This is a genomic window from Segeticoccus rhizosphaerae (genome assembly GCF_009192725.1).
Taxonomy (GTDB): domain Bacteria; phylum Actinomycetota; class Actinomycetes; order Actinomycetales; family Dermatophilaceae; genus Segeticoccus; species Segeticoccus rhizosphaerae.
Genome location: NZ_VOHR01000002.1, coordinates 1 through 20,836 on the forward strand (window position 1 = coordinate 1; position 20,836 = coordinate 20,836).

The 20,836-nt window shown below is 68.0% G+C and carries 24 protein-coding genes; 10 read left to right on the forward strand and 14 right to left on the reverse strand.

Going from position 1 to position 20,836, the window contains the following annotated elements; all coding sequences use genetic code 11:
- Positions 1-436 (forward strand): MerR family transcriptional regulator (locus FRW57_RS00340; protein ID WP_420853229.1); only part of this gene is annotated, 436 nt, incomplete at its 5' end.
- Positions 433-675: a hypothetical protein gene (locus FRW57_RS00345; RefSeq protein ID WP_137121218.1), complete on the forward strand. Its 243-nt coding sequence runs from the start codon at positions 433-435 to the stop codon at positions 673-675. The genes FRW57_RS00340 and FRW57_RS00345, both read left to right, overlap by 4 nt.
- Before the next feature lie 34 nt (positions 676-709).
- On the opposite strand, the gene FRW57_RS00350 is transcribed toward FRW57_RS00345, so the two are convergent.
- The 5 genes from FRW57_RS00350 to FRW57_RS00365 all read right to left on the reverse strand — a co-directional run bounded on the left by FRW57_RS00350 (position 710) and on the right by FRW57_RS00365 (position 3,838).
- The gene (locus FRW57_RS00350; protein WP_338055326.1) at positions 710-1,102 is read right to left on the reverse strand and encodes a Rid family detoxifying hydrolase; all 393 of its coding nucleotides are present in this window, start codon (positions 1,100-1,102) and stop codon (positions 710-712) included.
- Positions 1,103-1,209: 107 nt separating this feature from the next.
- A complete protein-coding gene (locus FRW57_RS23880; protein ID WP_202911486.1) occupies positions 1,210-1,398 on the reverse strand; it encodes a hypothetical protein in 189 nt (62 codons plus the stop codon).
- Positions 1,399-1,548: 150 nt separating this feature from the next.
- Positions 1,549-1,758, reverse strand: coding sequence for a hypothetical protein (locus FRW57_RS23885; RefSeq protein ID WP_203230157.1), 210 nt, complete (start codon positions 1,756-1,758; stop codon positions 1,549-1,551).
- Positions 1,759-1,946: 188 nt separating this feature from the next.
- A complete protein-coding gene (locus FRW57_RS00360) occupies positions 1,947-2,756 on the reverse strand; it encodes an SAM-dependent methyltransferase (protein WP_152184998.1) in 810 nt (269 codons plus the stop codon).
- Complete coding sequence (locus tag FRW57_RS00365) at positions 2,753-3,838, reverse strand: alpha/beta fold hydrolase (protein WP_137121215.1); 1,086 nt, start codon at positions 3,836-3,838, stop codon at positions 2,753-2,755. Before FRW57_RS00365 ends, FRW57_RS00360 begins: the two co-directional genes overlap by 4 nt.
- Before the next feature lie 52 nt (positions 3,839-3,890).
- On the opposite strand from FRW57_RS00365, the gene FRW57_RS00370 reads away from it, so the two are divergent.
- A complete protein-coding gene (locus FRW57_RS00370; RefSeq protein WP_152184999.1) occupies positions 3,891-4,586 on the forward strand; it encodes a TetR/AcrR family transcriptional regulator in 696 nt (231 codons plus the stop codon).
- 128 nt (positions 4,587-4,714) lie between these two features.
- On the opposite strand, the gene FRW57_RS00375 is transcribed toward FRW57_RS00370, so the two are convergent.
- Positions 4,715-5,869 (reverse strand): lactonase family protein, encoded by a 1,155-nt coding sequence (locus tag FRW57_RS00375; RefSeq protein WP_162308168.1) that lies wholly within the window; start codon positions 5,867-5,869, stop codon positions 4,715-4,717.
- A gap of 193 nt (positions 5,870-6,062) precedes the next feature.
- On the opposite strand from FRW57_RS00375, the gene FRW57_RS00380 reads away from it, so the two are divergent.
- Both FRW57_RS00380 and FRW57_RS00385 read left to right on the forward strand, forming a co-directional pair.
- Positions 6,063-6,740, forward strand: a complete 678-nt coding sequence (locus FRW57_RS00380; RefSeq protein WP_238999220.1) for an RNA polymerase sigma factor — start codon at positions 6,063-6,065, stop codon at positions 6,738-6,740.
- Positions 6,737-6,976 carry a zf-HC2 domain-containing protein gene (locus FRW57_RS00385; protein WP_137121212.1) on the forward strand — a complete coding sequence of 80 codons (240 nt, stop codon included), beginning with the start codon at positions 6,737-6,739 and terminating at the stop codon, positions 6,974-6,976. Before FRW57_RS00380 ends, FRW57_RS00385 begins: the two co-directional genes overlap by 4 nt.
- 544 nt (positions 6,977-7,520) lie before the next feature.
- Here the strand turns inward: FRW57_RS00385 and FRW57_RS00390 are convergent.
- From FRW57_RS00390 to FRW57_RS00410, 5 genes are all read right to left on the reverse strand, one after another.
- Complete coding sequence (locus FRW57_RS00390) at positions 7,521-8,564, reverse strand: ADP-ribosylglycohydrolase family protein (RefSeq protein ID WP_137121211.1); 1,044 nt, start codon at positions 8,562-8,564, stop codon at positions 7,521-7,523.
- 279 nt (positions 8,565-8,843) lie between these two features.
- Positions 8,844-9,905: an ABC transporter permease gene (locus tag FRW57_RS00395; RefSeq protein WP_338055327.1), complete on the reverse strand. Its 1,062-nt coding sequence runs from the start codon at positions 9,903-9,905 to the stop codon at positions 8,844-8,846.
- The gene (locus FRW57_RS00400; protein ID WP_137121209.1) at positions 9,902-10,684 is read right to left on the reverse strand and encodes an ATP-binding cassette domain-containing protein; all 783 of its coding nucleotides are present in this window, start codon (positions 10,682-10,684) and stop codon (positions 9,902-9,904) included. The genes FRW57_RS00395 and FRW57_RS00400 overlap by 4 nt, the downstream gene beginning before the upstream one ends.
- 28 nt (positions 10,685-10,712) lie before the next feature.
- On the reverse strand, positions 10,713-11,801 hold the full coding sequence (locus FRW57_RS00405; RefSeq protein WP_137121208.1) for a substrate-binding domain-containing protein: 1,089 nt from the start codon (positions 11,799-11,801) through the stop codon (positions 10,713-10,715).
- A 76-nt stretch (positions 11,802-11,877) separates the two neighbouring features.
- Positions 11,878-12,795, reverse strand: coding sequence for an SDR family oxidoreductase (locus FRW57_RS00410; RefSeq protein ID WP_238999225.1), 918 nt, complete (start codon positions 12,793-12,795; stop codon positions 11,878-11,880).
- Between FRW57_RS00410 and FRW57_RS00415 the strand changes: the two genes are divergently transcribed.
- Positions 12,676-13,530, forward strand: a complete 855-nt coding sequence (locus FRW57_RS00415) for a substrate-binding domain-containing protein (protein ID WP_152185000.1) — start codon at positions 12,676-12,678, stop codon at positions 13,528-13,530. The two genes, FRW57_RS00410 and FRW57_RS00415, sit on opposite strands and share 120 nt — an antisense overlap.
- Before the next feature lie 254 nt (positions 13,531-13,784).
- Here the strand turns inward: FRW57_RS00415 and FRW57_RS00420 are convergent, their stop codons facing one another.
- Together FRW57_RS00420 and FRW57_RS00425 are read right to left on the reverse strand one after the other, a co-directional pair.
- Positions 13,785-14,960: a metal-dependent hydrolase family protein gene (locus FRW57_RS00420; RefSeq protein WP_137121206.1), complete on the reverse strand. Its 1,176-nt coding sequence runs from the start codon at positions 14,958-14,960 to the stop codon at positions 13,785-13,787.
- Between the two features lie 2 nt (positions 14,961-14,962).
- Positions 14,963-16,192, reverse strand: a complete 1,230-nt coding sequence (locus tag FRW57_RS00425) for a metal-dependent hydrolase family protein (protein WP_137121205.1) — start codon at positions 16,190-16,192, stop codon at positions 14,963-14,965.
- An 82-nt stretch (positions 16,193-16,274) separates the two neighbouring features.
- On the opposite strand from FRW57_RS00425, the gene FRW57_RS00430 reads away from it, so the two are divergent.
- The 4 genes from FRW57_RS00430 (at position 16,275) to FRW57_RS00440 (ending at position 19,396) form a co-directional block, all read left to right on the forward strand.
- Complete coding sequence (locus tag FRW57_RS00430) at positions 16,275-17,135, forward strand: MurR/RpiR family transcriptional regulator (RefSeq protein WP_162308167.1); 861 nt, start codon at positions 16,275-16,277, stop codon at positions 17,133-17,135.
- Between the two features lie 106 nt (positions 17,136-17,241).
- A complete protein-coding gene (locus tag FRW57_RS24705; RefSeq protein ID WP_203230159.1) occupies positions 17,242-17,721 on the forward strand; it encodes a sodium:solute symporter family transporter in 480 nt (159 codons plus the stop codon).
- A complete protein-coding gene (locus FRW57_RS00435) occupies positions 17,679-18,650 on the forward strand; it encodes a sodium:solute symporter family protein (RefSeq protein ID WP_203230160.1) in 972 nt (323 codons plus the stop codon). Before FRW57_RS24705 ends, FRW57_RS00435 begins: the two co-directional genes overlap by 43 nt.
- On the forward strand, positions 18,650-19,396 hold the full coding sequence (locus tag FRW57_RS00440) for an HAD-IA family hydrolase (RefSeq protein WP_137121203.1): 747 nt from the start codon (positions 18,650-18,652) through the stop codon (positions 19,394-19,396). Before FRW57_RS00435 ends, FRW57_RS00440 begins: the two co-directional genes overlap by 1 nt.
- 89 nt (positions 19,397-19,485) lie before the next feature.
- Here the strand turns inward: FRW57_RS00440 and FRW57_RS00445 are convergent, their stop codons facing one another.
- Entirely contained in the window at positions 19,486-20,730 is a 1,245-nt protein-coding gene (locus FRW57_RS00445) for an MFS transporter (protein ID WP_152185001.1), read from the reverse strand.
- Between the last annotated feature and the right edge of the window lie 106 nt (positions 20,731-20,836).

Sequence of the window (20,836 nt, forward strand, 5' to 3'; positions counted from 1 at the left end):
GGCCGGGGCCGGACAAGGCCGCCGAGCGCGCCGCCGCGCCGCTGCTGGCCGCGGCCGAGACGGCCATGCAGGAATCCCAGTGAGCCCGGTCGACCCGGACAAGGGCGTGTACGGGATCTCGGTGGCTGCCGAGCTGGCCGGCATGGACGCCCAGCGACTGCGCATGTACGAGTCCCGCGGGCTGCTCGAACCCGACCGGACCGCTGGGGGCACCCGCCGCTACAGCGCCGACGACCTGGACCGGCTGCGCCGCATCGGTGCCCTGCTCGGCGACGGGCTCAACCTGGCCGGCATCGCCATGGTGTTGGACCTGCAAGACGAGAACGGCCGGCTGCACCACCGGCTGAAGAACCGCGAGCCCACCGGCAACCACGGCCACGACACCACGCACAGTACGGATGATGCCGCCACCACGAAGGGAGAAAACCGGTCATGACACCGACGACCACCCCGGGCGGCAACGACGAGCCCGTTGACCCCACCGCCGCCGTGCCCGAGGCCGACGCCGCCGAGCAGGCCACCCCGGCCGTCCCCGAGACCACCGACCACACCGAGGATCGCCGCGATGAGACCGACGAGGTAGACCAGGCGGATGCTTGGGAACAAACCCTGCCCGTACCCGGCCAGGACGACGATGACTACGACTACAGGGGCGGCCCAGGCTCCCGCGACTGAGCCTACGGCCGTAGCTTGGGCTTCCGCCTCGCCATCACGGGCGTACGGCGACCATCTCGATCTCGACATGTGCGCCGAGAGGCAGGCCAGCCACGGCGATCGTGGTACGTGCGGGGGGCGGCTGCGCGAAGTACGACGCGTACACGCGGTTCATCTCGGCGAAGTCGTCCATGTCGGTCAGATAGACGTTGCACTTCACGACGTCGTCGGTCGTCAGGCCGGCAGCAGAGAGCACGGCGACGAGGTTGTTCAAGCATCTGCCGGTCTGCTGACCGGGGCCACCCTCCACCAACGTGCCCGTGTGTGGGTCCAACGGCGTCTGCCCGGACAGGAAGACCAACTGGCCCGTGTCGATGGCTTGCGAGTAGGGACCGACGGCCACGCCACGCTCCGACGTGACGGCAATGCGTGACATGGGCGCTCCCATTCGTGTACGAGTAAGGGCTGGCGAGTTCAGCCTGCCACAGTGAGCGTTGCATCGCGGCGGCGACACTACTGCGGAGCAACCGTCCCGTCGGGCCTCGAGACCGCGGGTCACACCTCTCGGGAGCCGGTGGTGTGCTGCCAAGCGTCGGGCCACGCGACGCAATCGACGGTCAGAAACGGTTCGTCGGCCACGGTCGCCGGCGTGAGCCCGGTGAGCGCCTGAACATCTCGGTGCAGGTGGGACTGGTCGGTGAAGCCACGGTCGGCCGCGACTGCCGACGACCCGGTCCCCGGCATGGGAGACCTCCGCGTCCACCGGGGGCCTCAGCTCGAGTCGGCGGGCCAGGAGTTCATCGGTCAACGCGAAACGTTCCTGCCAGGAGCGGGCATCCTCGAGTTGCCGGGCGATTCGTGATGCCTCGCTTCCCCGCAGCTCGTCCAGGGCGATCACGGCCCCGCCCAGTTCGGCTGACTGGCACCCAGAACCGCTCCCGCGGTCACTGGCGACAGGCGCACCTGCAAACACGCGAAACTCTCTGCCTGATGCACCTGCATCGGTTCGAACCCGAGCCCGGCAACGAAGCTTCCGTGCAGCTGGCGGCCCGTGGCACCACCTACGGTGATGAAAACGGGGCCGAACATCAACGCGAGCGTCACGCCCGGGGGTGGGATCACCCGTAGGCCGGTCGGGGTCATGCCCCGGTAACGGAACCCGGCCATCGCTCGGACCCGGGTACTGGTACGGCGGCCCATGGCTCGGTGTCACCCTCTTGCACGCCGTCAGGGAGAAGTAGTCGGAGGAAGCCGGACGGCCCCCAACACGCCAGCACAGGAAGACCCGCTCGCTAAGCATCTTGACGGCCATGATCCCTCGGGCCCACGAATGTGAATGCACCGCGGTGCACGGTGAGGGTGCCGTCGGCCAGGGCTCTGGTGAAGTTCGCCATGCGCCTTGGACCGTTAGTCAGCAGTGTGGGCAACATGGCTGCGCCGTCAGCGCTCGAGGGCACCGCGAGCTCGTGGAACCACTCCAGGGCCCAGGCGGTCTCGTCCACCCATTCGATCGTCTCGAACCCGCTGCCTTCGATGGTCGGGCGCAGGTCAGCGGGTGTCGTGAGGAAGCTGTCGTCGCCATCCAGCGACCATGGCAGAGGGACCTCGGGCTTGTCTCGACCGCTCTGACAGACCTCGAAGGTCGCCAGCCTTGCCCCTGGCCGGAGCCGACCCCCGATGTGGTGGAAGAACCCCGTCTTGTCGGCGATGTTCATCTGGACGTGCATGGTGTAGGCGGCGTCGAAGTCGCCTCGCTCGACCTCGGTGATATCAGCGCAGGAGAAGCTGACCTGTCCGGCCAGGCCGGCAGCCTGCGTCATGGCCGTTGCGGCGTCGACGTAGGACCGTGCGGTGTCCACGCCGACGACCGCGCAGCCGGTCGAGCGGGCGATTTGCCGGGCCGGGCCACCAAGTCCGGAGCCGACGTCGAGCGCGGTCATGCCGGGGGCGAGTTTGAGGCCTGGCAATATCCGGTCCACGGCGGCGGCTCCGCCGGCGTGGAACTGGTCGATCCCGTCGAGCTGCGACTGGGTGAGGGCGGCCATCTGGGTTCCCGTGCGTTGTTCGATCGTGGTGATGAGGCCGGTCTCTGTGTAGGTCATGGCGTGGCTCCCGATCTGGGCAGGGTCTGGGTAAGGGCTGGGCCGGTGCCGGCGGTCCCGACTCCGTGGCGGGCAGCGATGCCTCGGATTGCCGCGGCGAGCAGGTGCGGCTGCTCGCTGGTGGTCAGGTGGCCGCCGGGGAAGGTGAGTACCTGCGCTTGGGGTACGCGCTGCCGGGTGGCAGGGATCTGCCGGTGTTCATAGGGGTCCTCGTCGCTGCCGCCGACATAGAGGGCGACCGTGTCATCGAGGTCGCGGATGATCGCGGACAGGTCCCACCGGTCGGCGTGGCGGTGGTGCTCGGCGACGAAGCCGGCGGCGTTGTGGGCGAAGGCAGCTCCCTCCCGTCGGGTGATCGCCGACCACAGCTCGCTGAGCTCCTCCGGACCGGGCCGGTAACCGCGCGAGTACATCCGGGCCCGCAGCATGGAAGCGGCGAAGGCGCGTGGCGAGCTCTGCCACCGCCGCATCCCCAGCGCCCCAAGCGGGCTGGCCAGTAGCGGCGTGCCCTGCCACGGGTGGCTGTGCGCGTCGGCGAACAGGCCACCATTGATCATGAACGCGGCCACGATCACCGTCCCGGCGGTGCCGCCGGAAGAGGTCCGTTCCGCCTGGCGGCGCAGCAGCTCCAACAGCGCCAACGAGGTGTAGTCGAAGGTGACCACGACGGTCCGGCGCACGCCATGGTGTCGCCACAGTGCCTGGACCAGGTCTGCCCGCTCGTAAGTGGAGTACCGGTAGTCCCGGGGCTTGTCCGAGTCACCCTTCCCCACTGGCTCCACATACAACCGCGGGGCGAGATCACCGCCGAGCAGGCGATCCACTTGCGCCCAGCCGTAGGACCCGTCCGGGAACCCGGGGAGCATCGTCAGCCACACGGCGTCCTGGTCCGTTCCCGGCGCCGCAGCGGTGATGCGCTCGAAAACCCTGAGCGCGTCGGGAGCCGCAGCGCGCTGCTTCCCGGTCGGGACGCGCGCAGGTGCCGGGTCGTACCAGACCCGCCGCCCGCCGGCGAACCACTCAGCCGCCGTCACCGGCGCATGTCCCGGTCGTGTCTCAACTGGGATCTTGGTCCTGTCCATCAGAGTCTCCTCCGGCTTCGGTTGTGTGGACGCTGTCCACTAGTTTGTCGACATGAACAGCGAATCAACCGGTGGGAGAACCACAGCCCGGCGGCATCCTCGAGGTGCCGTCCGGGACGGCTTGGTCAGCGCAGGACTCGAACTGGCGCGAGCTGGAGGCCCGGACGCCGTCGTCCTGCGGGAAGTGGCCCGGCGGGTGGGGGTGGTGCGCAACGCCGCATACCGGCACTTCGCCGATCGCGAGGAGCTGCTCGCCGCGGTCTGCACGGCGGCCATGCGAGAACTCGCCGCACGCATGGCCGCTGCCGTCGGCCGCGTGCGCGGTAGGTATGGCGACCCAGTCGCAGCACGTCACCGGTTGCGCGCGGTCGGCCGGGCATACCTGGCGTTCGCCCGCGCCGAGCCGGGACTGTTCGCGACCGCGTTCGCGCTCCCTCCTCAGCATGACTACGAGGGCCCCGACCGCGGCACCGGCCGAGTTCCCATGCCGTTCGATCAACTTCGCGCGGTGCTGGACGAACTGGCCGACGCCCGGGTGCTCAACCGGCGGCGGCGCGCCGGCGTCGAATACCCCATCTGGTCCACCGTCCATGGGCTGGCGGTGCTCACCGGCGAGGGACCGCTGCGTGACCTACCCGATGAAACCCTCCGCCATTTTGAGGAGCTCACCGGCGACTTCATCGAAGGCGTCCTTTCCCCGCGCGGACCGGGTGGACGGGGGAACGCGACTGGTGTCGACCGGACCTGACAACCGACGGTACGGCCTTGTCGTCGCCACCTCGGCCCGGACACGTCGTAGTCCGGTCCCTCTCCTCCAGCACAAGTACGGTCGGGCCTGGCCGCCGGCGCCGGTGGCGGCCCGTTGTCGGGCCACGCTCAGTGGACGGCGATCCCCTCGATGCCGGTGGGGAGCCCTGAGATGCTGCCGATGCGGGTCAGGGTGCCGTCGCGGTTGACGCGGTAGGTGTCGATGCGTCCGGCGGCGCCGGCCTGGGCGTAGAGGGTTTGTCCGTCGGGAGAGGCAGCCATGTCGATGGGCCCGGCGTCGGTGGTTGCGACGACACCGGTGCTGCCGAGTAGTGCCGGGATGCCACGGGGCGAGACGGTGTACGCGCTGATGGTGTTGCTGCCGGCGTTGGCGACGTAGTAGTGGTTCTGGATGCGGGTGACCCAGCACAGCCCTTGCTGACCGTCGCTGAGGGAGCCGATCGGGGTGAGGCGGGTGTCGGGGTGCACCGCGTAGGTGCCGAGCGTGCTGTTGCCGGCTTGGGCGACGACGAGGTGCCCGTTGGGAGTGAACGTGAAGGCGAACGGCACCGGTGTCGACGCTGCGGTGCTCGCGAGATGTTCCGAGAGCAGACCGCGTGGGGTGACTCGGAAGGCTTCGATGCTGTTCGTTGCCGCCTTGGTGGTGACGAGCAGGTTCCGTCCGTCTGGGGTGAATCCGATCTGTCCGGGCGAGGTGAGGAAGTTCGGCGGGGTCGTGTTCGCAAGCTCGAGGTGGCGGACCGAGCCGTGGATGTGGCGCAGGCGGCCGTGGTTCAGGCGGAAGCCGGCGACGGTTCCGGCGCCGCCCCCGTTGAGCGCGTAGACGAGGTCGCCGTTCACCGCGATGCTGACCGGGAACCTGCCTCCGGAGGGCAGAACCTGACGGCGGGTGAGCCGGTCTCCGCGGACCTTGAACACGGAGAGGGTGTTGCTGCCAGCGTTCACCGCGAGCAGGGTGTGCTGGCGGGCGTTGTAGACCAGCGATCCCTGTGAGGCGAGGTAGTCGGCCACGGAGTTAGAGGCTTGGCCGCCGAGGCCACCGGTGGAGTAGCTGCCGGCGCGGGTCAGGGTGCCGTCGGGCGCCTGGTCGTAGACCGCGATCCGGTTGCCGGTCAGGGAGTTGGTCTGGATCATGACCGTATGCCGTGTGGAGGACACCTGCGCCTGCGGGGATGCTGCCGATGCGACGCCCGCCGGGAATACGAGGCTCAGCGCCCCGACCAGGGATGCTGAGGCGACGATGCTGCGGGTTGGCTTGTTCATGATCATTGCTTTCCGTGCGGTGTGGATGGTGTGCCGCGGGTTCCGGTGAGCCACGCTGACTGGTCAGTCTCGGTTCGGCCTCCGGGCGTTACACCGAGATCACTGCCCGCCCGCGCGGCAGTCCCGTAGGCGGGAGTCGTCGGCACTGTTCGCGGACGACTAGACCGGATCTGCTGAGGCATAGAGTGGGCGAGTGGGTGAGCAGGCTGGTGCCGATGATCCCCGAACACGCAGCGACGACGAGCTCGTTGCCGCACTGCTGGCCGGTGACGAGCGTCGGTTCGCAGAGATCGTTGATGCCTGGTCGCCGGCCATGCTGCGGCTCGCGCGATTGCACGTGTCCTCCGGGTCGGCCGCCGAGGACGTCTTGCAGGAGACCTGGATGGCGGTGCTGGGCGGGTTGCACCGTTTCGAGGGCCGGGCCCGGCTGCGTACCTGGGTGTTCCAGATCCTGCTCAACGTCGCCCGAACCCAAGGGGTCAAGGATCGGCGGACGGTGCCGTTCTCCGCGCTGACCGCTGATCTCGACGCCGGCCCCACCGTGGACTCGGCGCGCTTCCAGGGACCCCAGGAGCCGTTTCCCGGCGGCTGGCGGCAGTTTCCCGCGCCCTGGACGTCACCGGAGGACGCGGCCCTGTCCGGGGAAGCCGAACGGGTGATCCGAGAGGCGATCATGCAACTTCCCGAGCGCCAACGGGTCGTGATCGCCCTACGGGACGTCGACGGCTGCAAACCGCAGGAGGTGTGCGAGATTCTGGGGTTGTCACCAGGGAATCAGCGCGTGCTGCTGCACCGTGCCTGCGCGTTCGTCCGCCAGCAGGTCGAGGGCTACTTCAGCAGGCGCCACGCCGCGCGAACGGAGCGAACATGACTGCAATCACTTGTGCGCAGCTCGTCGAGCTGGTGACCGACTACCTCGAGGGCGAGCTCGACGAGCTCACCGCCCGCCGCTTCGAGGAGCACCTGGCCCTCTGCTCAGGATGTCGGACGTACGTCGACCAGTTCCGCCAGGTCATCCAAGCTGCGGGCCAGGTCGCCGAGGACGACCTGTCCTGGCAGGCGCGAACCCATCTGTTGGCCGCGTTCCGGGGCTGGCGCGAGCGCTGACCCGGCATCTTCGTGCTCACCCGCTCAAGTTCAGGCAGGCTACGCAGCTGGCCGGGACTACGGCCCGAGCAGCGACATGTGAAGTCCGCCAAGCTGCCTCCGACGGGGGCCTCGGGCAGTGAGAAGCTTAGGACTCGCCTGCCGTCGGTGGTGTGGGGCACTTCGTGCGCGCGCTCGGTGGCCGGGGCGCTGCCCCGCCGTTGCGTGTAGCCGGGCGTGGTGGCCTGCCAGGGCTCCGGGGCGCGGCTGGGGCGGGTGCTGGGGATCTGCTGGGCGGTGGCCCACCGCTGCAGCGCGGTGAAGGTGGTGTGCTCGAATTCGAGCGGTAGGTTGCGGCCGGCGTGTTCGAGGGAGCGGATCAGCCCGTGGACGGTGGCGCAGGTCAGTTGGGTGGCCGCGCCAGCGGGCCGGAGCTGGCCGGGGGAGTGGGGGCGTGTCCAGGAGTCTCCGAGGGCCGGGCCGAGCATCATGCCGCGGGCGGTGTCGATCCGCTTGGCGAGAAGGGCGGCGGATTGGATGTCGGTGGTCATGCGTGTGCCTGCTTTCACAAGAGGTCGTCGATCTGCGGCACGCGCAGCGCGGTGTGGTGATCTGTCGGGCGGCCTGGTCCAGACGTGACGTGTCCCTGCAGGGCGGTCCGGTAGGCCAGCTGCACCAGGTCGCGGGCGCCCAGGTGCGGCCATCCGTGCACGGTGCGCCGCAGACCCAAGGGGATCGCGGAGACGCCGTAGCGCGCGCCGAGCAGTGCGCCGGTGATCGCGGCGACCGTGTCGGTGTCGTGGCCGATGCGGATGGCCGCGTGCAAGGCCCGGACCAGGTGGGCGGGGTCGCCGTCGCGGTGGTCGGTGTGCACGATGGCCGACCACGCGGCCTGCAAAGCTGTCACGGTGAACCCGTTGCGGGTGAAGTGGGCCGGCTCGCGTTCCTCGGCCTGGTCGATCCACCGGGCCCAGCTGGTGCGCCGCGGTCCGGGCACGAGGTCCAGGCCGGAGCGCAGGTCCAGCACCCCGTCGGTCACGGCGAGCCGCACCGCCTCGGTCCAGAGCACGCAGGAGTCCCCGGCGAGCGGGTCCCAGTGGGTGAGTTCGGCGACGGCTCGGGCCGCGGTGGCGGTCAGGTCGCGGCTCTCCAGTCGGGCCACGCCGATGATGCCGGTGCGCATCAGCGCGCCGTTGCCAGCGGTGTGGCCGGTTCGCTGGTGCAGGGCTCGTGAGGCGTCGAGCATCGCGACGTAGTCCCCGCCACCCGCCTGCTGGCGCGTGGCTCGCAGCACGGTGGAGGTCTGGGCCCCGATGTCCGCGGGAGCCGAGTCCAGCCAGCGCAGGAACTGGTCAGCGATGCGGCTCATGCCAGCATCGCTGTTGGGCAACGACCCGGTCGCCGTCACCTCGGCGATGCACACCGCCATCTGGGTGTCGTCGGACCACTCACCCGGGGCGTACCCGCCCAGCCCGCCACCGGTCATCCGGGGCACCTGGTCGGCGGCCAGGGCAGGCGCGAACTCGTACGGCACCCCCAGCGCGTCCCCGCAGGCTTGGCCGAGCAGCACACCGCTGGCCCTGTCAATCTGTGTCGGCGTCAGTCTCATCCGAACCACCTCTCTCTCGTCATCCTGACGATATATGCGGCTACCGACAGAACCTCCGGTCAGCCGGACGAGTCGCAGGTAAGGCGCCTGGCGCCAGCGCAGGGCGCCGTCGTTCTTCACGCAGAGAAGCACATCGCCGACGCCGTGGCGCGCATCACCCGAGTCACCACGGGTGGCCGTCACCCTGCAGGTCCGGAGTTCGTGTAGGGCGCAACTTCGAGCACACCGCTCGACGACGTTCCCGCTGAGGCGCTGATCGGGCTCACTCTTGCAACGGGACTACTTGACCAGCGCGTCGGATCGTGCTTGTAGACCGGCGACGATGAGGACGATCGCGACAAAGATGTACTCGTAGAGCGCGGGCAGTCCGAGAAGCACGATGAGGTCGTTGATGATGCCGAGGATGAGCGCCCCGATCGCAGCGCCAACGATCGATCCCCGTCCGCCTGTGAAGGGTATTCCCCCGAGAATCACCGCAGCGATCGCCTCGAGCGAGTAGCCCTCGCCGGTGTTGGGGTAGATCGACCCCTGCCACGCCGTGATCATGATCCCGGCGCATGCCGCCAAGAGCGCCGAGATGGCGAACACGCTCATCTTGAGCCAGTCCGCCCTCAAGCCGACCCGTCGCGCCGCTAGTTCGTTCGAGCCGATGCTCTTGAGCCACAAGCCGAGTCTGGTGAAGGACAGGATGCACTGCCCGACGATGACAATCCCGACCGCGATGATGATGAGGTTGGAGATCCCGCCTGTCGAGCCTGCGACGCCGGCGAAGCCGAACGAGGTCTGCGCCGTGTTGCGGCTGGCAGGGCTGATGTAGGCGCCGCCGTTGGTAAGCAAGGCGATCCCGCGGAAGCCCCAGTACGTGCCCAGGGTGACGACGAACGAGGGAATGTGGACCTTCGCAACCAGTGCCCCGACGATCAGGCCGACCACGATGGAGCCAAACAGGGTGATGAGAATCGCGAGTCCGGTGGGTACTGCGTGGAAGACGGTTAGCCAGGCCACGGCCATCCCGAAGGACGCCAGCAGACTCTCGACCCCCAGGTCGATCGATCCCACCATCACTACGAACGCCTCGCCGACCGCCACGACAGCGAGGAAGCTTGAGCCGACGAGCAACGCGTTGAGGTTGGCCGGGCGGATGAAACTTGGAGTGATGATGGTGGCGATGACAGCGGCGATGATCAGGAATCCAACCGGCCTGCGGATGCTGCCTTCGCGACCCAGGATCAGCCGGGAGGCATGGCGTAGACGGGCGTCCCTGGGATTCGTTGCGGCTCGGAGAGGCCCGCGTGGTCCGGAGACGCGAGGGAGGTGGGGGAACGGCATACGTGGTCTCATCCGGTACTTGTGGCCGGACTGCCGCCGAACATGAGGTGAACCAGGTCGGCAACCTTTATGTCCGTGTTGTCCAGGACGTGTTCGAGCCGTCCGTTCACGAATATCGCGATGCGGGTACACACAGCGAGGACGTCCTCAAGGCGGTGGCTGATGAGAACGACTGTCTTGCCGCGGGCATGTAGGTCGAGGATCGTGTCCAGGACGTCGTCAGACTTGGCGGCAGAGACGTTCGCCGTGGGTTCGTCCAGCAAGATGATGTCCCGGTCGAAGAGGAGACCTCGGGCCACGGCGACCAGTTGCCGCTCACCTCCGGACAGCTCGCTGACGGGCCAATCTGGTTCGATCTTGGTCTTCATGCGCGCGAGTACGTCGCGCGCACGCCGCCTCATGAGCGGCCGACGGAGCATCCCGTAGCGGCCGAGTTCCGCGCCGAGGAACAAGTTCTGCCAGACCGTGAGGTCCGGGGCCATGGCGAGGTCTTGGTAGACCATCTCGATACCCAGCGCTTGACGGGTCTGTGCAGGGGAGCTCATCCGCACCGGCTTGCCGCGGTAGCGAAAGCTGCCTTCGTCGGGCTGGAGGTAGCCACTGAGCAGGGACAGGAAGGTTGACTTGCCGGCCCCGTTGTCGCCAACCACTCCCAGTACATCGCCCTCGTGGATTTCGAGGCTGACGTCATCCAGGGCGGTCACCGCCCCGAAGCGCTTGACGAGACCTTGCACAGACAACACGGGTACCCCGGCGGCAGGGTGCTGAGGTGAGAGGTCGGTGGCGTCCATTGAGTGCTTTCGCTGTTGGTGCGTTCGCTCATCCGGCCGGGTAGGACTTGAACCCGCCATAGGGCAGGGCAGACACGGTCTGCGGGGTGCCCCAGGCGCCTACCTTCGCCACGTTCTTCTTGGTCACGACCACCTGGGGCAACAGCACCACACCGTTGGGGTAGCGATTGGCGTCCGGCTTGGTCTGTTTCGTGAGATAGGCGTCGATCGCCTCTACGGCCCAGAAGGCTTCCACGTATGGCGCGTGAGTCACAGTGCTGAATTGGGTTCCGGACTTGATCGCGGCGAGGCTTTCCGGCTGGGCGTCTGCGCCGCACACGATCACCTGCTTGCCAGCGGTGATGTTGTGGGACTTGAGCGCGTTGATCGCCCCGAGGGCCATGGCGTCGTTGCTCGCGATGACAGCCTGAACGTTCGTGGACTTCGCCAGCGACTCGGAAATCAGGGTTTGCGCCTTGTCTGTGGCGAAGTCGGCCGACTGGTTGAGGAGCACGGAGAGGTCGCCCTTCTTTTCCAGAGGCTTCAGTACGGTCTGGATCCCTGCCTCACGGTCGACTGAGGTGCTCGCGCCCTGCGTACCCTGCAGATCGATGACGTGCCAGGGCTTCTTCAGCCCGGAGGAGGTCAGGCCTTGGATGCAGCTCGTGGCCAGCTGCTTGCCGAGTTTCTTGTCATTGTCGCCGATGAAGGCGATGCGCGCGCTGGGGTCCGTGACGTCGCGGTCGATCGTGATGATCGGGACCGAGCTGGAGGCCTGCTTGGCGGCACCGGTGACCGAGCCGTCGATCGCGTTGAGGATGATCGCCTTGGCACCGGCCGCCTGTGCCTGTTTGATCTGGTTGATCTCGGTCGATGCCGATCCGTTCGCGCCGAGGATCTTGATGTTGAGGCCGGGAAAGTGCTTGCTGGCGTCCTGTACTCCTTTGGCCATGGGCGCAAAGTAGGGCGGTGTGTAGCCGTTGAAAATGAAGTAGACCAGTTGCTTCCCCCCGGTACCTCCGCCGGTGGTGCCGTTGGTCGCCGAGCTGGAGGGGGAGCTACCTCCGCACGCGCTGAGGATCAAGCTTGTGCCGCAAGCGGCGGCCAGCCAGATTGGGACCCTTCGTCGTAACGTCATGCTTGACACCTTCTTGATGGCATGCCACCGGACCAGTCATCCGGTGACGAGTTGGAGATGCGTCGCAGAAGCACGGTCAGCCCGTTTCGGCCATGCTCCACATGCTCCAGAGCTGGGTTCGCATGTGTCGTGGTTGGCGCAGCGTGGTGATGACCGCGGCTGCTACGTCTTCAGGTGTCAGCCAGTCCTCTTGGCCCGGGGTATCGGCTGTGCGTCCGAGCCCGAGTGCGAACTCGGTTCGGGTGGCGGCCGGGCAGATGCTCGTTACTCGCACTCCTTGAGGGGCTAGTTCCCGGTCCACCGCGCCGGCGAGGCCGATCTGGGCGAACTTGGTTGCGGCGTAAACGGCCTCGTTCGCGCCGCCGCGGAGTCCTGCTACCGAGGCGATGATCACGATGTCGCCGCCGCCGCTGGGATTGGCCAAGAGTTGCGGTAGCGCCGCACGTAAAGGCCAGATCGTGCCTGTGATGTTGGTGTCGATCATGGTCGCGACCAGGTCGTCAGTGTGGTCCAGGATGCTGCCGTAAGCTCCGATGCCCGCGCTGAGAACGAGCGCGTCGACCCTGTTCCACTTCTTGTGAGCTGTTGACACGAGCCGTCGCGCATCGGCGGGTCGTCTGACGTCCATCCGGACGCCTATGCATCGCTCGTCCCCCAGGTCCGCCACAAGTTCGTCAAGGCGCTCCTGGCGTCGGCCGCCAAGCACGACGCGTGCTCCGTCCGCGGCGAGCGCCCTGGCGCAGGCCCGACCGATGCCCGAGGTGGCGCCGGTGACGAGCTCGCCGCAAGGGTGCGGACGGCCGCGGAACGCCTTGGGTACAGCACCAACCGACTGGCGAGGGGGCTGCGCAGACAGACGACCGAGACGATCGGCATGGTGGTACCCGACATCGCGAACCCGTTCTTCCCCGCCGTGATCAAGGCGGTCGAGACGGAGGCCCGCAGCGTCGGCCTTACCCTCCTCCTTTGCGACTCGGGCAACGACGTGGCACAGGAGGCCGACGCTCTGCGGCGCCTGGTCGACCACCAGATCGACGGGATGATCATCAGCGTCTGCGATCGGATCGCGAGCCGGCAGGCGGTTGCCTTCACGGCTGATCGTCTGCCACTGGTCCAGATCGACCGCCAGACGGTGGGCGGCAGCGGGTACTTAGTGGGGGTTGACCAGGTCGACAGCGTGAACCGGATCCTGCGCCACCTTCGAGAGCAGGGGTACCGGAGGTACGCCTACATCACGGCGGGCCTCGAGATCTCGACGGCGCGGCAGAGGTTGGAGGCGTTCGTCGCACACCTGCGCTCGTCAGATCCCGGCGTCGAACGACGGGTCCTCGTCGGCGAGTTCTCGATCGAGTGGGGGTACGAGGCCACCCGTCGGTTGCTGGAGGCGGGATCCGGGCAGGACGAACAGTTGCCCGACGCCCTGGTCTGTGCCGACGATCTCATCGCCGTCGGAGCTGTGCAGTGTCTACGCCAGCGTGGAATCAGGGTGCCCGATGAGGTTGCCGTGACCGGATTCGACGACACCGTGTTGGCGACGGCCAGCCGGCCCCAGCTGACCACAGTGCGCCAACCACTGGACCTGTTGGGCCGCGCAGCCGTCGGCCTGCTGCGCCGAGCGATCCAAGAGCCCCGCATGCCAGCTCGTTCGACCGTCCTGCCAGCGGAACTGGTGGTGCGTGAGTCGTCCGTTCGTAGCAATCTGCCTGCCAAACTGCCACGAACAATGTGACGCTTCTCAGCATGCCCGGGCTGGGAACCGAAGAGATGTTCCAGCGGGTTCGCCGTAGGGCGCCGTGACGGGTGCGGCGCTCCTCGCCCGGGTGGGATCGGTGTCATCGTGGACGGCGATGACAACGGAGCCCGGTGCCTGTCTGCTCCGGCTGCCGCCGACGTCGTGGCCGGGCGTGAGGAGTCAGGTGCCGCTCAACCCGAACTGCGACATCGCATCATGGGCGGAGAACCGCTCGAGGAACTGCTACCGCCCTAGCCGTGTCTGACGAGATGTTGGTGTCGCACGACGCCCCAGGGGCTTTGGACGACGGCTGGGGTCTCGAGCGGGTTTCCGTCGAGGAGAATCAGATCCGCTGGCGCGCCCACTTGGACGCGTCCCGATGGGAGGTCGAGTGCGTCCGCGGCGGTGGAGGTAGCTGCCTTCAGTGCCGCGAGGGGGTTGAGGCCGTAGCCGATCAGGGCCTGGATCTCCGAGGCGAGGCTGGGGTGGGCCATGCCGGGGGCGCCGGCGTCGGTGCCGGCGATGATCGGCAGCCCAGCGTCGATGGCCATCCGGACACTGTGCTCGTGTGCGGCGACCACGTCTTTGGCCTTGGCGACGGCGTATGCGGGTGCGTTGCCGTCGGCCATGATCTGGTAGACCGCGGCGGTGGGGCACAGCGTGGTGCCTTGCCTCGCCATGGACTCGACGATGTCCTCGGTCAGGAAGACGCCGTGCTCGAGCGTGTCGATGCCGGCGTTGACCGCGTTGCGGATGCCGTCGGTGCCCAGTGCGTGCGCTGCGACCTTGCGGCCGCGGCGGTGGGCTTCATGGGCCAGGGCGGCCAGCTCGTCATACGTCAGCTCGCTGGCCCCGACTTCCTCGCCGGCGGATTGACCGTAGGCGCCGCCGGTTGCGGCGGTCTTGATCACGCCGGCGCCGGCGGCGACCTGGGTGCGGACGCCGTGGATCACGGCGTCGGTGCCGTCGCAGGGGATGCCCCAGAAGGGGTCGTGGCCGCCCGTCATGATCACGGTGCGCCCCGACGCGATGATGGTGGGCCCGTCCAGCGCGCCACGGTCGACCGCTCGCGCGAGGGTGATCGCGATGTCCCAGTTGCTGCCCAGATCGCGCACGGTGGTGATGCCTGCCTGCAGCTGTGCTCGTGCGTGGCCGGCGGCGCGGACGACGGTCAGTTGTTCGCCGTCGTGATCGACCTGGGCGACGGGGTCGGTGCTGCCGTCCCAGACGAGGTGGACGTACGCGTCGATCAGGCCGGGCATGATGGTCGCCCCGGCGAGATCGAGGGTCACGTCCTCGCCGGTGGCGCGTACCGCGCCGTGGGGTGCCACGGATTCGATGAGCCCGTCGTGGCAGACCACGTCCGCTGGGCGAAGCTCGTCGGTGACTCCGTCCCAGACGAGACCACCGGCCAGCACCAGCGCCATGCTCAGCCCTGTTCGTGGACGACTCGGCCGTCCTGGATCACCATGCGCAGGTGTTTGTCTGGTTGGGCGAGGACTTCGGTGTCCTGCAGCGGGTTGCCGTCGGTCAGCAAGACGTCGGCGATTGCGCCCTCGGCGATGACGCCAAGTTCTCCCTCTCGGCCCAGAAGCGCCGCGCCGGTGATCGTCGCCGAGCGCAGTACGTCGGCGGCCGACTGCACCTGGCCGCGGATGCGGAACTCGTCACTCTGGTGGCGGTGCATCCTGCCGAGCAGGTCCGTGCCGAAGGCGATGTTGACGCCGCCTCGGGCGGCGCGGTCGAGCGCGTGCAGCCCGGCCTCGAGCACATCGGCGACCTTGGCTTGGCTCGCCGGTGGGAGGCCGGCTTCGGCGCCCTCGGAGTGCAGGTACTCGTAGGTGACCAACGTCGGCACGAGGTAGGCGTCGTGCTGGACGAAGAGCGCGACGCTCTCGTCGTCGATCAGGTTGCCGTGTTCGATGCAGCGCACACCCAGTCGCAGGCCGCGGTTCACGGCGCGGGCCGTGTAGGCGTGACCGGTGACGTACCGGTTGGCGTTGGCCGCTTCCTCGACCGCCGCTTCGATCTCGCTGGTGGAGAACTGCATCGAGTCCACCCGGTCGGTGGGGGAGGCGACCCCGCCGGACAGCATCAGCTTGATGTGGTGGGCGCCGGTGCGCAGTTGGTTTCGCGCCGCCCGGCGCACCTCGTCGAGCCCGTCGCAGACTGTGGCGATGTTGGGGCAGCAGGCGTGGTTGTCGGCGACCTGTCGGCCGGGGCCGCGTAGGTCGCCGTGCCCGCCCGTGGGGGAGAGCGCCTTTCCGCCGAAGTGGACCTTCGGCCCGGCCCATAGGCCCTCGTCCACGGCAGCGGCCAGGCCGTAGTCGGCGCCGCCGACGTCACGAACGGTGGTGAAGCCGCGGCGCAGCATTCCGGCCAGGATGGTGCTCGTCTGCGCGGCGACGTAGTTCGCCGACTCCTCGGCTTGTGACCCCAGGTCGGCGCTGCCGGCCGTCACGTGGACGTGGGCGTCGATCAGGCCCGGCACGACATGGAGTCCGCTTGCGTCCACCTCGGTGGCCGTCGCGGGGGCGCTGACCCGTTCGGCGACCTCCACGATGCGCCCCTCCTGGATGAGCACGTCCCGAGGAGCGGACTGCCCGGCCGCCACATCGCAGACCGAACCGGACCTCAGGACCAACAGCTGGGGCGTCATAGTCTTTCTTTCAACACGGCGTCGTCGTGGGCATGGTTGCAGGAATCGAGCCGTACAGCAATAGATGTTGCAGGATGGTGTCATGAACCACGAACCCTCGACCATGGCCCCTTGGGTGCAGTCACGACTCGGTGGCCGCCCCGCTGGCCGGGGCGTGTCCAAGGTGCTTGTCATGGTCGGCACCCACCCACGCCAACTCTCCTACGCCTCCACGTCTGCCGCTGCGGCGCTGGCGCAGGTGAACGTCGCCACGGTGGTCCGCGCAGCACAGCTGCTGGGCTTCAGCGGGTGGCCGGCCCTGCGCTCCGAGGTCAGATCTCGCTACCTGGCTGGGCTGACCGCGGCGGAGGTACTCACGGAGCACAGTCCCAGCGGCGACGGCCTTGCGAACGCGACGCTGCGTCGAGACCTGCAGAACCTCCACGACCTGACTCCGCTCCTGGACGAGGCCAAGGTGGCGGAGGCCGCGACGGCCATCTTTGCCGCGAAGGTCACGCTGGTGCTGGGGTCGGGAAGCTTTGCCGCGCCCGGGCTTCAGTTGGCGCACCTGGCGTCGACCATCGGGCACGACGTGCGGCTGCACCGCACCGGCGGCACCGCTCTGCTCAATGCGGTGTCGTTGCTCGGTGAGGGCGATGCCGTGGTGGTGTTCCACGTGTGGCGGACTCCCGAGGAGATCTTCAACGCGGTGCGGGCTGCGAAGGCCGGGGGCGCGACCATCATCATGATCAGTGACCGAGCACACCAGGACCTGGCCGACAAGGTGGTGATGATGCCCAGTGAGGGAGTCGGCATGTTCCCGTCCCTGGTCGCGGCCACGACCCTGGTGCAGGCGCTGATCGCCTACATGGTCGACCTCGACGCCGACCGAGCGGCAGCGGCGAGCGACCGTGTCGAGGAGCTGTGGCGCACCTACGGGCTGTTTCCCGACCCCAATGCGTGAGACGGGTTGCAACATCTATTGCAATCTGTGGCCTGAGGCGGTTTCATAGCGGGTGACCCGGCCCGCTGGGCCACCCCCTGACCGTCGGAGGTCCCCAGTGGAGCCCGTGCACGTCACCATCCTTGTGCTGTACCTGTTGTTCATGGTCGGCATCGGCCTGTGGTTCAGCCGTTCGAAGGTCATGTCCACCGGCGACGACTACGTGTTCGCCGGCCGCGACCTGCCCCGGCCGGTGATGATCGGGACACTGCTGGCCACCTGGGTGGGCTCGGGCACGATCATCGGCGGCGCGAGCTTCGCGTACAAGTACGGGCCCTTGGCCTCCATCTTCTTCCTGGCCGGGACCCCCGTCGGCATCGTGGTGTTGTACGTGGTCGCCAAGCGGGTCCGTCGACACTCGACCTACACCGTCCCGGAGCTGCTGGAGCAGCGCTACGGATTGGCGGTGCGGGTCATCGCGGCGGCCATCACGCTGTTGCCTATACCGGCATCACCGCCTATCAGTTCACCGGTGGCGGCTACATTCTCAGCGTCATCACGCCGATGTCCCCACAGAGCGGAGCCATCGTGGTGGCCCTCTTGGTGATGTTCCTGGCCTTTGGTGGTGGGCTGAAGTCGGTGGCCTGGAGCGACTTCGCGTCTGCGCTCGTCATCGTCCTCAGCCTGGTGATCGCGTTGCCCCTGATCCTCGGCGGCGACATCGGTGGCGCGGGGGACTACTGGAACGGCATGCCGGAGACCCACCGCACCTTCAGCGGCGGGTTGTCCTGGCTGCAGCTCTTGGGATATTTCCTGCCCTTGTTCCTGCTGATCCTCGCCGACCAGAACATGTATCAGCGGCTCGGCGCCTCACGCGACGAGTCGGAGGCGAAGAAGTCGACGGCCGGATTCTTCTTCTCGAGCTTCCTGGTCACCATCCCGGTCGCGCTGCTGGGATCGGCAGCCGTCGTGCTGCTGCCCAAGATCGCGCCTGACACGGCAATCCTGTCGCTGGCCGGCCGGGACTACCTGCCCACGATCATGGGCGGTCTGCTCCTCGCAGGCGCGTTGGCCTTCATCATCACCACCGGCTCCTCGTTCCTGCTCTCCGGCGCTGGCAACATCGTGTATGACGTCGTGCAGCGACTCATGGGCCGTGAGCTGAATGACGCCAAGCGCCTGCGCGTCCACCGGTGGGCCGTGCTGGGGATCGGCATCGTGGCGTACATCCTGGGTCGCTACTTCCCGACCGTGCTCGAACTGCAGATGTACTCCTACACCGTCTACGGCGTGGCCCTGGCCCCGCCGGTGCTGGCGATCTTCTTCTGGCGGCGGGCCAGCAGGAACGGCGCCCTCCTGGCGATGGTCCTGGGCGTGGTCGTCACCATCACCTGGGAACAGCTCGACCAGCCCTACGACCTGAACTCGGTGCTCATCTCCCTCCCGGTCGCCTTGATCGCCCTGGTGGCGGGAAGCCTGGTCATGCCAGACCGGACCGTTCGCAGCCTCGATGAGCGTGTGCCGGACCCGGTCTGATGAATGGCCCACAACGCGAGGAGCTCGATCTGCGCTCCTTCCAGGCGTTGAGCTTTGACTGCTACGGGACGCTGATCGACTGGGAGGCAGGCATCGGGTCGGTCCTGCGCGCCTGGGCCGACGAGACCGGGCTTCCCGCCGACGACGAGGCGCTGCTCCGGGCCTACGCAGACAACGAGGCCGCCGTCGAACGGGACCACCCTGAGATGCTCTACCCGGACGTGCTCGCCCAGGCCTTCCGCCTCACCGGCGACCGGCTCGGGCATGCGGTCACGGACGGGTGGGCGCACAGTTTGGGCCAGTCCGTTCCGGACTGGCCAGCGTTTCCGGATTCCGCCGAAGCCTTGGCCCGGCTAGAGCAGCACTACCAGCTCATCATCCTGTCGAACGTGCACCGCGCCGGCTTTGTAGCCAGCAACCAGCGGCTCTACGGCTCCTTCGCGGCCATTATCACTGCCGAGGACGTCGGGGCCTACAAACCTGCCGACAACCACTTCAACGCGCTGCGGACGACGCTGGCAGACCTCGACATCGCCGGCGACCGAGTGCTTCACGTGGCGCAAAGCCTGTTCCACGACCACGTCCCGGCGAAACGGCACCACTTCCCGTCGGTCTGGATCAACAGGCGCCATCACCGGCCAGGCTGGGGCGCCACGCCCCAGCCGCGGGCAGAGTGGAGGTATGACCTTGAGTTCACGTCGATGAAGAGTTTCGCTGAGGCAGCGGCGGCCGAAGGCTGCAACTGACGGGTCGGCCGGAGTGGGGCGGTTCTACGGCGTGACGACCGGTCAGTCAGCGCGTGTGCACGCTCAATCGTTCACAGGGCCAGCCGATCTCAGCTGTCCTGTGGGTCCGTGAGGTGTCGAGGGTGGTGTCGGCCGCCGCCGTAGCCGATCTGGCGATGGGGTGGGCGGCGGATCAGGTCGGCGACGAAGGCCCGTCGAGCCACCATGATCATTGCTGAGCCGAGCAGGAAGGCGATGGCGGCGGTGGACCACGCGACCCGGTAGCCAGCGGCGCCAGCGACGACGCCGAAGATCGCGGGTCCGGCTGCGCCTCCGACGAAAGCGCCGGCCTGCACGATGCCGGACGCCGCAGCCGGAGCGTCACGGCTGATCCGCACGACCGCGAAGAGCAGCAGACCCGGCCAGGACCATCCCACAGCGAACGCGACCAGCGTCGCGGGGACGAGTGCGGCGGGCGTGGCCCGGGTCATCGCGGCCAGGCAGAGGCCGCCGATGACCATCTGGGTGGCCACCAGCGGCAGGTTGCGTCCGAAGCGCCGGTCAGCGAGGTGCCCAGACAGCAACCGGGCCAGAATGTTGAGCCCGCTGCCGACGGCCATGAGTACGCCGGCCTGGCTCGGCGTCAGGCCCACCTCGAATCCCCATGAGGCGATGAAGGCGCCGAAGGAGTTGGCGGCCGCGCTGCCGAGTGCGATGGAACCCATCGTGAGCAGGAGAGCCCCGCGAGGCGGCTGATCGTCAGGCTGCGCCCGCAGGGTCGTCCGTGGTCCGCTGACCGGGATCCGCAGAGCGGCCAGGGCTACGCAGACGCCACCTGTTCCAGTGATGACGAAGGTGCCCGCCCAGCCGATGGTGTCGCTCGTCAGCGGCACCGCCAGACCGGAGAGGACGATCGACAGCGGGATGGCCGCTTGCTTGACGCCGAAGCCGAGCCCCTGTCGATGCACGGGGACGGCTCGGGCCATGGTGAGGTTGGAGGTCACCTGGCAGGCAGCGTTCGCAACGCCCGTCACGATCAGGGCGACCAGGAGTGCCGGCCAGGTCGGGGCGAGGGCGACACCGAAGCACCCGGCAGCACCCAGGAGCCCGGACATCAGCGTGCACGTGCGTCGACCCAGTCTGTCCGCCAGCTTGCCGCCCAGGAGCGCCGTTACGGCTGCGGAGGCGAAGAAGACGCTGACGGCGATGCCGAACCTTGTCTCGCCGAAGCCCAAGTCCTCCCGTACGAAGACGGACTGCGAGCTGAGGAGGAACACGGGTAAAACGCCGAGCGTGGTCACCGCGCTGGAACCGAGAATCGTCCACACCAGGGGCGGGACCCGTCGCGGCATCATGGACCGACACTGTAACTGGGCCGGTCCGCCCCCACGAGGAGCTTGGCCGCCCGGAGGAGCTAAAGGAGTGCTTGTCGGCGTTGCTGATGTCCGGTGGCGCTCGCGT